Source organism: Ancylobacter sp. SL191 (genome assembly GCF_026625645.1).
Classification (GTDB): Bacteria; Pseudomonadota; Alphaproteobacteria; order Rhizobiales; family Xanthobacteraceae; genus Ancylobacter.
On record NZ_CP113056.1, the window covers coordinates 2696537 to 2709247 of the forward strand.

Genomic DNA, 12711 nt, shown 5'->3' on the forward strand with positions numbered 1-12711 from the left:
GTTTACATAGCGGCCGACCCAATTCATCTCGTCGCAGGGCCCGTCGCCGGAAGGCGCCGCGCGTCCCCCACGCGCCACACGCTCAGGATCTGGCACATGGCTTCCTATCAGTACGTCTACCACATGCACGGCATGTCCAAGGCCTATCCGGGCGGCAAGAAGGTGCTCGACAACGTTCACCTGTCCTTCTACCCGACGGCCAAGATCGGCATTCTCGGCCCGAACGGCTCGGGTAAGTCGACGCTGCTCAAGATCATGGCCGGCATCGACAAGGATTTCTCCGGCGAGGCCTGGGTCGCCGAAGGCGCCCGCGTCGGCTACCTGCCGCAGGAGCCGCAGCTCGACCCGACCCTCTCGGTGCGCGAGAACGTCATGCTCGGCGTCGCCAAGCAGAAGGCGATCATCGACCGCTACAACGAACTCGCCATGAACTATTCCGAAGAGACCGCGGACGAGATGACCGCGCTCCAGGACGAGATCGAAGGCCAGGGCCTGTGGGATCTCGACAGCAAGATCGACCAGGCGATGGACGCGCTCGGCTGCCCGGAAGAGGGCTCCGACGTCGCCAAGCTCTCGGGCGGCGAGCGCCGCCGCGTCGCGCTGTGCCAGCTCCTGCTCTCGCAGCCGGAACTGCTGCTGCTCGACGAGCCGACCAATCATCTCGACGCCGAGACCACCAACTGGCTCGAAGGCCATCTGCGCAACTATCCGGGCGCGATCCTGATCGTTACCCATGACCGCTACTTCCTCGACAATGTGACCGGCTGGATCCTCGAGCTCGATCGCGGCCGCGGCATCCCCTATGAGGGCAACTATTCCTCCTGGCTGGCGCAGAAGACCAAGCGCATGCAGCAGGAGAATCGCGAGGACGAGGCCCGCCAGCGCGCGCTGGCCGCCGAGCAGGAATGGATCGCGGCGAGCCCCAAGGCCCGCCAGGCCAAGAACAAGGCGCGTATCCAGCGCTATGACGATCTGGTCAAGAAGGCCTCCGAGAAGGCGCCGACCACCGCGCAGATCGTCATCCCGGTGTCCGAGCGCCTCGGCAACAACGTCATCGAGTTCAACGGCCTCACCAAGTCGTTCGGCGACAAGCTGCTGATCGACAATTTGTCCTTCAAGCTGCCGCCGGGCGGCATTGTCGGCGTCATCGGGCCGAACGGCGCGGGCAAGACCACGCTGTTCCGCATGATCAACGGGCTGGAGACGCCCGATGCCGGCACCATCACCGTCGGCGACAGCGTGCAGCTCGGCTATGTCGACCAGAACCGCGACGCGCTGGATGACCGCAAGACCGTCTGGGAGGAAATCTCCGGCGGCAATGAGGTGCTCTATCTCGGCAAGCGCGAGATCAACTCGCGTGCCTATTGCGGTGCCTTCAACTTCAAGGGCGGCGACCAGCAGAAGAAGGTCAACATGCTCTCGGGCGGTGAGCGCAACCGCGTGCATCTCGCCCGTATCCTCCAGCAGGGCGCCAACGTCCTCCTGCTCGACGAGCCGACCAACGATCTCGACGTCGAGACGCTGCGCGCGCTGGAAGAGGCGCTGGAAGATTTCGCCGGCTGCGCGGTCATCATCTCGCATGACCGCTTCTTCCTCGACCGCATCGCCACCCACATGCTCGCCTTCGAGGGCGAGGGCCATGTCGAATGGTTCGAGGGCAACTTCCACGACTATGAGGAAGACAAGAAGCGCCGCCTCGGCGTCGACGAGATCATCCCGCACCGGATGAAGCACAAGAAGCTGACGCGCTGATCGCTTATCACGGGATGAGCAGAGGCTCGTAATCCATGGCGCCGTGCAGGATGTGAATGATCTGCACGGCGTCCGCCTCGACCCGGAAGAAGATCAGATAATTGCCGTGCACACAGCGGCGGATGCCCGCCGCCGCGAAACGCGGCACCAGCGGGTAGGCCTCCGGTGTCGCCCCGATGCGCGCGGCATGGGCGCGCAGTTCCCGCACGAAGGCGAGGGCGCGCGCGGGGCTGTCGGCGGCGATGTGGTCGCCGATGCGTTCCAGATCGGCCTCGGCCTGCGCCGTGATGAGGACGATCATTCGTCGGTCGTGTCGACCATCGCCGCGTATTTCGCTTCGAGCCGCCCGAGCACATCGGCGGCGGGCGAGGCCCGGCCGGCCTGTGCTTCTTCCAGCCCCCGCGCCAGCGCTGCCTCCAGCGTCGCCACGCGCAGCTCGCGCTCCTGCAATAGCCGCACGCCCTCGCGCAGCACCTCGCTTTTGGAATGGTAGCGGCCCGAGGACACGAGCCGGTTCACATAGGTCTCAAGCTGCGGGCCGAGTTCGGCACTGATCGCCATGGCGTCCTCCGTTTGCGTCAGTCTATCCCGCCAATAACAGTTATCGAATCAAATCTGCGCGGCGGTGTCGTGGTCGGGTGGTGCGGGCGGCGCCGGATCGGCTAGTTAGGTGCCATGACGCACATCCGCATGATGCTGATCGCCGGGCTGGCGGTTCTCGCCTCCACTTCCGCCCATGCCGACCCCGCCTTCGACCGCTGGCTGGCGGCGCAGTGGCCGGCGGCGCAGGCGATGGGGATTTCCCGCGCCACCTTCGAGCGCGAAACGCGCGGGCTGGAGCCGGACCTCTCGCTGCCCGACCTCGCTCTGCCCGGCAAGCCGAAGGCGCCGGACCGGCAGGCCGAGTTCGTCCAGACGCCCGCCACCTATGTCTCCGACAAGGCCATCGCCACCTATGCCGCGCGCGGCCGGGCGCTGGCCAGGCAATATGGCCCGCAGCTTGCCGCGCTGGAAAAGCGTTTCGGCGTGCCGGGCCCGATCCTGCTCGCCATCTGGGCGCGCGAGACCTCCTATGGCGGGGCCAAGCTCGACCGCGACGCGTTGCGCGTGCTGGCGACGCAGGCCTATGTCGGCCGCCGCAAGGACGAGTTCCGCGCCGAATTCCTCGCCGCGCTGAAGATCCTCGACGAGGGTCATGTGGCGCGCGCGCAGATGAAGAGCTCCTGGGCCGGCGCCATGGGCCTCACCCAGTTCATGCCGACCGGCTATCTGACCTATGGCGTCGATCTCGACGGCGACGGCACCGCCAATATCTGGACTGATGTGCCGGAGGCGCTCGCTGCCACGGCGAGCCTGCTCAAGGAGAAGGGCTGGCAGCCCGGCAAGCGCTGGGCCTATGAAATCACGGTGCCTCAGGGCTTCGACTGCACGCTGGCCGAGCCCGAGACGCGGCTTCCCATCGGCGAGTGGCTGAAGCGCGGGGTGAGGATCGCCGATGGCCGCCGCGTGCCGCCCGCCGCGCTGAAGGACGAGGCCTCGATCATCATGCCCGCCGGGCCCTATGGGCCGGCCTTCCTGACGCCCGACAATTATTTCGTGCTGAAGAGCTACAACTTCGCCGATCTCTACGTGCTCTATGTCGGCCACCTCGCCGATCGCATCGAGGACGACAAGCCCTTCGCGCAGGGCTGGAAGGACATCGCGCTGGTGAAGACCGCCGATCTCGAATTCATGCAGAAGGTGCTGACGCGCGAGGGCTTCTACGCCGACAAGATCGACGGCAAGGCCGGCATGAAGACCCGCTCGGCGCTCGGCGCCTATCAGAAGGCGAAGGGCCTGCCGGTGGATTGCTGGCCGGACGCGGCGGTGCTCGCCCATATGAGGAAGGGCGGGTAGGGGACGGTCCCGCGTGTCCCGGACGCCTGTAGCGTCAGCGGAAGGCGAGCCGGGATCCAGCGGAAGACTCGCGTAGCGGCTGAATTCCTGTGGCGTCCCCGACCGCTCACCCTCCCACGCGCAGCGTGTGACGACCGCCAATGCTGACGCCTGCGGCGGAGTCTCCCCTGGATCCCGGCGCGGCGCTTCGCCTTCGGCTCCGCTGGGCCGGGAAACGGTGGGCTGCCGCGCCCCTACTTCCCCGCCAGCGCGTCGAGCGTGGCCGGCAGCGTGCTGAGCAGCGCGTCGCGGGCGCGCACGCTGGTGGGCGTCTCCTGCCGGGTGGCATCGCGGTCGAGGCGGGCAAAGATCAGCGTGCGGCCCTGTTTGCTCGCCCAGCCGACATACCAGCCATAGGGCTGGCCGCGCACGGGGGCTCCCTTGGCATCGAGCCCGAAGCCCATGCCGGTCTTGCCGTGCACCGTCCAGCCGCCGACCTCGCCAAAGCGGATGATCGCGGCGGTCATCGCCACCGCCTGCGGCGACACCGGCAAGTCGCCACGCAGCATCCGCCCGAGGAAGGCCGCCTGCTCGCGCGGGGAGATGGCGAGCGAGGTAGAGAGCCAGGACCGGGTCAGCCCGTCCTCCTTTCCCCTCGTGCCCGAGACATCCTCATTGCCGTAGCCGAAGCCGGTCACGTAGCGCCGGAAGCGCTGCGTGCCGAGCTTGCCGGTGATCTCCTGCGAGTACCAGACGACGGATTCCTTCATCCAGTAGCTCGGGTCGGTGTCGCGCTTCCACTCCGCGCGCCAGTCGGCGAAGCCCGGCTTGAACGACCAGACGGGCGCGTGCGCATCGGTGAGGATGCCGGCATCATAGCCCATCAGCGCGATCGGGATCTTGAAGGTCGAGGCCGGCGTCACGCGCCCGGCGCAGCCCGGCCCTTCCTCGCTCAGCACCGTGCCGCTGGAGGCCTCCGCGATGAGCGTGCAGAGCGTCGCCGCCTTCGCGGGGGCGGCGAGGCCGGCGAGGGCGAGTGCCGCAAGAGCGGTGGCGAACAGGCGGGGGCGGGCAGGCAGGGCGTGACGGGTCACGGGGCACATCCGGTGAAGCAGGGCGGGCACGAGACCATCGCCCTGTGGCGACAATCGGGTGCCGCAGCGGCAGAGACGGCGCAGGCACGCGGCCTCCACCGTTCCCGTCGCGCAAGCGCGAGCCTTCGCCGCTACCGCGGAGGTCTCGCCGTCGCCGCTACCGCGGCATGCGGCTGATGACGCGCAGATCCTTGCCGGCGCCGAGGTCGCGGGCGGAGAGCCAGAACACCTCGCCCTCGCTGTCCTCGGTGTCGAGCCAGAGGAAGGGCAGATGCGGGAACTCGGCTTCGAGGATGTCCCGGCCGGTGCCGATTTCGCAGACGATGCCGCCCTTGGCGGTGAGGTGCTTGGGCGCTTCCGTGAGGATGCGGCGGACGATGTCGAGCCCGTCCGGCCCGCCATCGAAGGCGAGCGACGGCTCGTGCCGGTATTCCGGCGGCAGGCTCGCCATGGCCTGCGCGTCGACATAAGGCGGGTTGGTGATGATGAGGTCGTAGAGCCGCCCGGTCAGCGGCCCGAACAGATCGCCCTCGATCAGGCTGACCCGCGCGCCCAGCTCATGCTCGGCGACATTCTCGGCGGCGAGCTCCAGCGCCTTGGGCGAGAGGTCCACCGCGTCGACCTGCGCCTGGTCGAAGGTCATGGCGGCGAGAATGGCGAGGCACCCCGAGCCGGTGCACAGGTCCAGCACCCGGCCGACCGCATCCGGGTCTTCGATCAGCGAGAAGCTGTGGCCGCCGGCGAACAGGTCGCCCGCCATCAGCTCGCCGATGAAGGAGCGCGGCACGATGGCGCGCTTGTCGCTCTTGAACGGCACGCCGCGAATATAGGTGCGCCCGAGCAGATAGGCCGCTGGCTCGCGCGTGGCGCAGCGCCGGTCGATCAGGTCGGCGAGGCGCGCACGCTCGTCGCTGACGAGGCGGGCGTCCAGCCAGGGGGTGAGATCATCAACCGGCAGGCTCAGCGCCTCGAGCACGATGAAGGCGGCTTCGTCGAGCGCCGTCGTGGTGCCATGGCCGAAGGCCAGCTCCGCCTTGTTGAAGCGGCTCACCGCGTAGCGCACGAAATCCCGTACCGTCCTGAGCTCGTCGGCTGCCGCCATCATCGTCTCCCTGTCGATCCCTGAGGTGCAGCACGCCCCGCCGTGGAAAGCAAGGCCGCCGGCCGGCGCCGGTCTCCCCATCCCCGCCACGGGCCTTGTGTTCGCCCGGCCGGAATGGCTAGGAACAGGGATCAGCGGAAAGGACACGCCATGGCGAACGCGGCAGACGACGAAATCACCCTGGTGGTCGACCGCGCGGTGGCGGTCGTGCTGTTCGAGTTCCTGTCCCGCACGGTGGATGACGCCGATGGCGAGGCACTGGCGGATTTCATCGAGGACGAGGCGGAAGTGCCCGCGCTCTGGGCCCTGCTCGCCGGGCTGGAGAGCGTGCTCACCGAGCCGATGGCCGAGGATTACGAGCGCAAGGTTCTCGCCGCCCGCGAGGCGGTGATGAAGCGCTTCGGCGGCGCCTTCTCCGGCAAGGGCGAAGACTGAGCCCCACCCCGAGCCTGCACCCTCGATACAGGAGGCCGTGATGGCCGATGCTTCCGATCCCGCGCTGTGGCAGGCGGTGGACGACTACATCGTCGATCACCTGCTTCCCGCCGATCCGGTTCTCGACGGCGCGCTGGCGGCGAGCGAGGCGGCGGGTCTGCCGGCGATCAATGTCGCGCCGACGCAAGGCAAGCTGCTTCACCTGCTCGCCCGCATGGCTGGCGCGCGCCGCATCCTCGAGATCGGCACGCTGGGCGGCTATTCGACGATCTGGCTTGCCCGCGCCCTGCCGGAGGGCGGGCGGCTGGTGACGCTGGAATATGCCGAGGCCCATGCCCGCGTCGCCCGCGCTAATATCGCGGCGGCGGGGCTGACCGAGACGGTCGAGCTGCGGGTCGGGGCGGCGGTGGACAGCCTCGCGGCGCTGGAGGCGGAAGGCGCCGGGCCGTTCGACCTCATCTTCATCGACGCGGACAAGCCGAGCAACCCGCTCTATCTCGCCGCCGCCCTGCGGCTCTCGCGGCCGGGCACGGTGATCGTCTGCGACAATGTGGTGCGGCGCGGGCAGGTGATCGACCCGGCGAGCGCGGATCCGCGCGTCGCCGGCATGCGTGAGACCTTCGCCATGCTGGCCCGCGAGCCGAGGCTCGATGCCACCGCGCTGCAGACGGTGGGCAGCAAGGGCTATGACGGCTTCGCCATCGCGCTGGTGAAGGGCTAGGGCGTCAGCGGCCGACCGGCGCTTACGGCTCCAGCGTCGCGCGCGGGGCCGTCACGGCCGCCGGGATCGCGGCGGCGCCCGCCTTGGGCGCGGGGGTGATATCGGCGGAGCGCTGCTGGCTGTCGATATTGGCGATCATCGCCCGGCCGAGGTCGCGGGCGAGGCAGTTGTAGCTCCAGTCATTCATGTGGAAGCCGTCCTTCCACAGGAAGGATTCGAAGGGCATGCCGGCCGTCTCGTGCCATTCGCGCATCAGCGCGAAGCGGTGATAGACGCCGACGCCTTCCTCCGCCGCCACCCGGTCGATCAGGCGGATCATCGGCGCGGTGTCGGCATCGGCGACCACGCGCGGCGAATATTGCGGGTCGACCAGCAGCAGGTCGGCATGGATGGCGCGCACGCGGGCGATGGCCTCGCGCAGCTGTCCCTCGGCGGTGCTGAGGCCATTGTCGCGGAACAGCGCGTTGACGCCGGACTGCCAGATCACCAGCGTCGGCTGGGCGGCGGCGACGTCGGTGTCGAAGCGGGCGAGCATTTCCGGCGCGTCCTGCCCGTTCACGCCGCGATTGAGCACGGTGATGTCGGCCCCCGGAAAGCGCTCGCGCAGCCGCGCCTGCAACTGGGCGGGATAGGACAGGTCCGGCGTCGAGGCGCCGGCCCCGGCGGTCGAGGAGGAGCCGATGGCGACGATCACCACCTTTTCGCCGGCGCGCAGCTTGGCCGCGGTGCGCGACAGCGGCTGGGTCAGCTTGCTGGCGACCTTGGGCGCCGGGCAGGTCGGCGCGGCGAGCAGCGGCGGACTGCTCAGAGGTTTGCCGCTCAGCGGCTGGGTGGTGAGCGGCTGCGCGCCGGTGGGCAGCGCCAGCAGGGGGAGAAACGCGGCGAGGGCAAAGCTGGTGGCGAGAGCGGTGCGGCGCATGGTCTAGCGTGAACCCAAGGTGCGGCTGTCGACGCCATCGACGATCATGCCGACAAGCAGCCGGCCGATGCAGCGGTGGACATCCTCGAACAGGGACGGGGAGGGGCGGGCGCTGTCGAAGTCGAAGATGCCCTCGGTATCCCAGAAGCGCATCACGTCATAGCGGTCGAAGAGCGGCACGCGGCCGGCACGGGTGGTCCAGCGCAGGGCGCTGGTATAGGGCGCGACGTCAAAGGCGAAGGCGGTGCGCGGGCTGTATTGCGGGGAGACGACGATCACGTCGGTGCCCGCCTCATGCGCCGTCTCGATGCCCTGCAACACCGCATCGGAGAAGGACGAGGTGTCGGCGGCGAGGATGGCGTCATAGGTGCCGCTCTGCCAGATCATCAGCGCCGGCCTGGTCTCCGCCAGCACCTCCGGCAGCGTGGCGAGGATGGTCTCGGCGGTGGCACGCGGCTGGTTGCGGGTGGTGACGACCACGCCGCCCTCGGGATAGCGCGCCCGCATCAATTCCTCGATCGTGCCCGGAAAGCCGCGCGGCATGGCGTCCTTCTCGGCGGCGGTGCTCACCGGCTTCTTCGCCGTGGAGGAGTTGAGCACGAGGATGGTGGTCGGCGTCTTCTGCGCCAGCGAGCGGGCGAGGCGCGGCAGCGAGAAGCCGGCGCGGGTAAGTTCGGACGGCGCGGCGCAGACGGGTTCGGTCCCCGCATGGGCGCTGATCGCACCCGTGAGGGTCAGGGCTGAGAGAAGGGCGAACCCAAGGATCCGGCGTTTCACGATGAACCGCGTCGACCAGCCAATTTACGCGCGGCAATTTCGCGCTCGACGCGACCATACCACGACAGAAGAAACGAGAGAGCTACCATTAAGGCGATGCCGGAAACGCTGAGCAGCAGTTGCATCCAGAGCACGCCAGTGATTTCGTTAAGCACGAAATGTGCGGCAAAAGAAAGGAAGACGCCGAAACAGAAGACTTCCAGCGAATTCTGCCCGCACAGGATCATCGGTTTCAGTATCTGGCTACGTAGTGCCGGTAGGTCCACTGGTATCAGGCGGACGATGACCACGGCGAGCGCGAGGAAATGCAAAACGCGCAGCGGTGACAGGTCGGTTTTGCTGATCGGGTAGATGATCGCGCCGACCGCTTCCGGCACGATGCCGTCGAGCGGCGGCCACCACCAGGAGATCACCACCAGCAGCGAGACGAGGAGATAGGCGGCCGAGAGCCCCAGCACGAGGCGCGAATGGACGAGGAAACCCAGCCGGTCGCTGCCGCCGAGCCCGCACCAGCCGCCGAACACGAACATCAGCTGCCAGGCGAAGGGGTTGAAGAACCACATCCGGTCGTCGGGATAGGCCGGCAGATTGAAGCCGGTAGAGCCGGCGACGCCCCAGAGCAGGATGGAGGCGGCGAGCGTCAGGTCCGGCTTCTTCTTCAGCGCCCAGAGGATGGGCGGGAAGGTGGCGAGCAGCACGATATAGAGCGGCAGCACGTCCATGTTCACTGGGCGGAACTTCAGCAGCATCGCCTGGATCAGCGCGACGTCGGGCTCGGCGAGGAACTGCAGCGCGCCCATCTCCTCCGCATAGAGCGGGTTGGAGAAGGAGCCGACGACGTAGGAGATTTCCGCGAGATAGATGACGAACAGGAAGATGAAGGCGACATAGAGCTGCCACGCCCGGCGCAAGATGCGCGCGGAGGTCACCATCACCCCGGCGGTGTCGATCTGCCGGCCATAAACCATGGCGGCGGTGTAACCGGAGATGAAGACGAAGATCTCGGTGGCGTCGGAAAAACCGAAATTCCGGTTGGTGATCCAGTTCGCGACATTGTTCGGGATGTGGTTCAGGAAGATGAACCACAGCGCCAGCCCACGAAACAGGTCGAGGCGCAGATCACGCCCGCTGGGAGCCGCCGGCCGCTCGGCCGGCGCTCCCTTGGCGTCCACCCTGTCGGCCCCTTTATCGGCTCCGGGCGGGCGCCCGGCGGGGGCCGGCGTGGCGGTGCGGGTCAGCACGCGGTGCGGCTCACTTCTTCAGGCGCAGGCCGAGCATCAGCACGGCGAGGCCATTGAAGACGAGATCGACGCCGAGGAACAGGCCGAGCACCCACAGCCCGCTCACCGGCCAGCCGGCGATGATCAGCAGGCCGAGCAGCACGGTCAGCACCGCCGAGGCGGCGATCCAGCCCCAGTTCGCGGCGGGGCGCATCTGGAAGGCGGCCACAAGCCGGAAGATGCCGCCGACCAGCAGCGCCGCGCCGATCAGCAGCGTCAGCACGGTGGCGGCGAGCAGCGGCTCGGCGAAGGCGACGACGCCGGCGGCGAGATAGAGCAGGCCGTCCAGAAGCCAGAAGGCGAAGGCGCCCCAGCCCTTGACCTGGAAGGCGTGGAAGATCTGCGCGACGCCGGAGATCGCCAGCACCGTGCCGATGAAGAGCACGGAGACCACCGTTCCGAGCGCGGTATTGCCGAGCACGATCATGCCGGCGATCAGCATGAGCAGGCCGAGCGCGACGAACCAGCCCCATTTGGCGCGCAGCGCGCTGAGATGCCCCGCAAGGGCGCTGCCGGGGGTGGGCGTCAGGGAGTCTGTCGGGAGTGACATGATCGATCCTCTTCCAGGCGGCGCGCCGGCAGCGCGGTAACGCTGTCCGGGCCCGATGGGTTCCAACGACTCGTCCTGCGACGAGCGGCCCATGGTATAGTCGCCCCCGCCGCAGGGGTAACACTGCGAACGCACGTCCGTAGTTGATACTAGGAGCGAGGATGGCCCGGCGATCCGCCCCCGTGACGGCCGAGGGGCCGATGCCCGACCTGTTCGGCGCCCCCGAGGTGCCCGCCTCGCTGCCGGGCCGGCGGCTCAAGGCGCGGCTCGCCCGCGCCCTGCTGGCGGATGGGCGGGGCTTCCTCACCCGCGACGTGGCCGCGCTCGACCTCACCCTCGACGGCATTACCGGCGACCGCCATGCCGGCCCCGCCCGCAAGGCCGATGCCCGCGTGCCGTGGTATCCGCGCGGCACGCCGATCCGCAACACCCGGCAGGTCTCGCTGGTGGCGATGGACGAGCTTGCCGTTCTCGCCGCCAGGCTTGGCGTGGCGCAAATCCGGCCGGAATGGCTCGGCGCCAATCTGGTGGTGGAGGGCGTTGCCCGGCTCACCGGGCTTCCCGTCGGCACGCGGCTGCATTTCCCCGGCGGGGCGGCGCTGGTGGTGGAGGGCGAGAACGCCCCCTGCCGCCATGCCGGGCAGGCGGTGGCTGAGGGGATCGCGGAATTGGGACTGTCGGCCATGCCCGCGGCCGATCTGGCGCTCGCTTTCGTCACGGCGGCAAAGGGCCTGCGCGGTCTCGTCGCCTGGGTCGAGCGGGCAGGATCGCTGCAGGCGGGTGCGGAGATCAGCGTGCGCGTGCCGGCGCAGCAGCTTTGGGTGCCCTGACGCTCGCCGCACCGGGAGCCAAACAAAAATCCCGGCGGGCGGGGCCAGCCGGGATTTGAGGTCGTTCAGAAGAGGGTCGGCGCGTCAGCGCACCGCGACACCCGGCTGGGCGCTGGCCGCCGTGCTGACCGGGATCGGCTGGGAGTCCGGCGCCGACGCGGTGCGCGGGGAGGCATTGCCCGGCAGCACCACGACCTTGGTGCCGACCTTCACCCGGTCATAAAGGTTCTCGACATCCTCGTTCAGCATGCGAATGCAGCCCGAGGACATGAACTGGCCGATGGTGGAGGGCTGGTTCGTGCCGTGAATGCGGTAGATCGTGCCGCCCAGATACATGGTGCGGGCGCCGAGCGGGTTGCCCGGCCCACCGGCCATGAAGCGCGGCAGATAGGGCTGGCGCTCGATCATTTCCGCCGGCGGGCGCCAGTCGGCCCATTCCGCCTTGCGGGAGATCTTCTCGGTGCCGGCCCAGGTGAAGCCCTCGCGGCCGACGCCGATGCCATAGCGCTCGGCCTTGCCGCCCGGAAGGATGTAATAGAGGTAGGTGTTCGGCGTATCGATGACGATGGTGCCGGGCGCTTCCTTGGTGACGTAGTCCACCACCTGGCGGCGCAGATTGTCCGGCAGCGGCTTGGCCGGGCCGTCCTCGGGCTGGTCTTCCGGCGGCAGCATGGCGACGCTGGAGCCGTTGGCACCGTAATTATTGTTCAGATCCGGGCGGGCCGCGCTGCCGACGGCGGCCGGCGGCGCATAGACGCCCGCCGGGGCGCCCGCGCTGCCATAGGCCGGGGGCTGGCCGTAATTATTGGTCGCCGGCGCCTGCCCATAGCCCGCCGGCTGCTGGCCGGAATAGGCACCCGCCGGGTAGCCGGCCGGCTGGCGCGAGGGATCGGTATAGGGCGCGTTGGCGATGGGGGCGACGCCCGGAGGCACATTGCCCGGCGCGGCGGCGACCGGCGCCTGGCCGGTGGGCTGCGCATAGGGATCACGCACGCCGGGAGGGGTGCCGAGAGCCTGTGGCGCACCAGCGGCCTGCGGCGCAGCCGGGGTCGCGGTGCCATAGGGATCATAGGCGGCCGGAATTTCGGCCTCGGTCGGCGAGGTGGCCGCCTCATAGGGAGAGGCGGGCTGCTGCGCGGCGGGATAGGACTGCGCGCCGGCGGTGCCGGCCGACGCCAGCACGGCGAGCGCGACAGCGGGAACGAAACCAAGGCGAACGACCATCATCAAGCCTTAACTGGAATGCCGGGTTGGGTGCGTGGGCACAGCCACGCGACGCTTGCGACAGCACATGACGTACGATCAAGGCAGGTTCAAGACCAGAGTGAGCGTTGAACCGTGCTTGGCCGATCAGCCATGCGTCTGGCGCAGTGCCG

The 12711-nt window shown here is 68.7% G+C and carries 14 protein-coding genes; 5 read left to right on the forward strand and 9 right to left on the reverse strand.

The window, feature by feature from the left end:
- Positions 1-96 precede the first annotated feature (96 nt).
- A complete protein-coding gene (gene ettA, locus OU996_RS12315; protein WP_267581905.1) occupies positions 97-1752 on the forward strand; it encodes an energy-dependent translational throttle protein EttA in 1656 nt (551 codons plus the stop codon).
- 7 nt (positions 1753-1759) lie between these two features.
- Here the strand turns inward: ettA and OU996_RS12320 are convergent, their stop codons facing one another.
- Together OU996_RS12320 and OU996_RS12325 are read right to left on the reverse strand one after the other, a co-directional pair.
- On the reverse strand, positions 1760-2053 hold the full coding sequence (locus OU996_RS12320) for a type II toxin-antitoxin system RelE/ParE family toxin (RefSeq protein ID WP_267581906.1): 294 nt from the start codon (positions 2051-2053) through the stop codon (positions 1760-1762).
- Entirely contained in the window at positions 2050-2313 is a 264-nt protein-coding gene (locus tag OU996_RS12325; RefSeq protein WP_267581907.1) for a type II toxin-antitoxin system ParD family antitoxin, read from the reverse strand. The genes OU996_RS12320 and OU996_RS12325 overlap by 4 nt, the downstream gene beginning before the upstream one ends.
- A 114-nt stretch (positions 2314-2427) precedes the next feature.
- On the opposite strand from OU996_RS12325, the gene OU996_RS12330 reads away from it, so the two are divergent.
- Complete coding sequence (locus OU996_RS12330; RefSeq protein ID WP_267581909.1) at positions 2428-3648, forward strand: lytic murein transglycosylase; 1221 nt, start codon at positions 2428-2430, stop codon at positions 3646-3648.
- Between the two features lie 233 nt (positions 3649-3881).
- Here the strand turns inward: OU996_RS12330 and blaOXA are convergent, their stop codons facing one another.
- Together blaOXA and prmB are read right to left on the reverse strand one after the other, a co-directional pair.
- On the reverse strand, positions 3882-4688 hold the full coding sequence (gene blaOXA / locus OU996_RS12335) for a class D beta-lactamase (protein WP_420712763.1): 807 nt from the start codon (positions 4686-4688) through the stop codon (positions 3882-3884).
- A gap of 190 nt (positions 4689-4878) precedes the next feature.
- Positions 4879-5823 (reverse strand): 50S ribosomal protein L3 N(5)-glutamine methyltransferase, encoded by a 945-nt coding sequence (prmB, locus tag OU996_RS12340; RefSeq protein WP_267581913.1) that lies wholly within the window; start codon positions 5821-5823, stop codon positions 4879-4881.
- Positions 5824-5973: 150 nt separating this feature from the next.
- Between prmB and OU996_RS12345 the strand changes: the two genes are divergently transcribed.
- A complete protein-coding gene (locus tag OU996_RS12345) occupies positions 5974-6258 on the forward strand; it encodes a hypothetical protein (RefSeq protein ID WP_267581914.1) in 285 nt (94 codons plus the stop codon).
- 40 nt (positions 6259-6298) lie between these two features.
- Entirely contained in the window at positions 6299-6979 is a 681-nt protein-coding gene (locus OU996_RS12350; protein ID WP_267581915.1) for an O-methyltransferase, read from the forward strand.
- Positions 6980-7001: 22 nt separating this feature from the next.
- On the opposite strand, the gene OU996_RS12355 is transcribed toward OU996_RS12350, so the two are convergent.
- The 4 genes from OU996_RS12355 to OU996_RS12370 form a co-directional block, all read right to left on the reverse strand.
- The gene (locus OU996_RS12355; RefSeq protein WP_267581916.1) at positions 7002-7898 is read right to left on the reverse strand and encodes an SGNH/GDSL hydrolase family protein; all 897 of its coding nucleotides are present in this window, start codon (positions 7896-7898) and stop codon (positions 7002-7004) included.
- Positions 7899-7901: 3 nt separating this feature from the next.
- Positions 7902-8675, reverse strand: a complete 774-nt coding sequence (locus tag OU996_RS12360; RefSeq protein ID WP_267581917.1) for an SGNH/GDSL hydrolase family protein — start codon at positions 8673-8675, stop codon at positions 7902-7904.
- Positions 8672-9847, reverse strand: a complete 1176-nt coding sequence (locus tag OU996_RS12365; RefSeq protein ID WP_267581919.1) for an OpgC family protein — start codon at positions 9845-9847, stop codon at positions 8672-8674. Before OU996_RS12365 ends, OU996_RS12360 begins: the two co-directional genes overlap by 4 nt.
- Positions 9848-9926: 79 nt before the next feature.
- Positions 9927-10505, reverse strand: coding sequence for an HdeD family acid-resistance protein (locus OU996_RS12370; RefSeq protein WP_267581920.1), 579 nt, complete (start codon positions 10503-10505; stop codon positions 9927-9929).
- Positions 10506-10666: 161 nt separating this feature from the next.
- Here OU996_RS12370 and OU996_RS12375 point away from each other — a divergent pair, with 161 nt between their 5' ends.
- On the forward strand, positions 10667-11335 hold the full coding sequence (locus OU996_RS12375; protein WP_267581921.1) for an MOSC domain-containing protein: 669 nt from the start codon (positions 10667-10669) through the stop codon (positions 11333-11335).
- 84 nt (positions 11336-11419) lie between these two features.
- On the opposite strand, the gene OU996_RS12380 is transcribed toward OU996_RS12375, so the two are convergent.
- Positions 11420-12562: a L,D-transpeptidase gene (locus OU996_RS12380; RefSeq protein ID WP_267581923.1), complete on the reverse strand. Its 1143-nt coding sequence runs from the start codon at positions 12560-12562 to the stop codon at positions 11420-11422.
- Between the last annotated feature and the right edge of the window lie 149 nt (positions 12563-12711).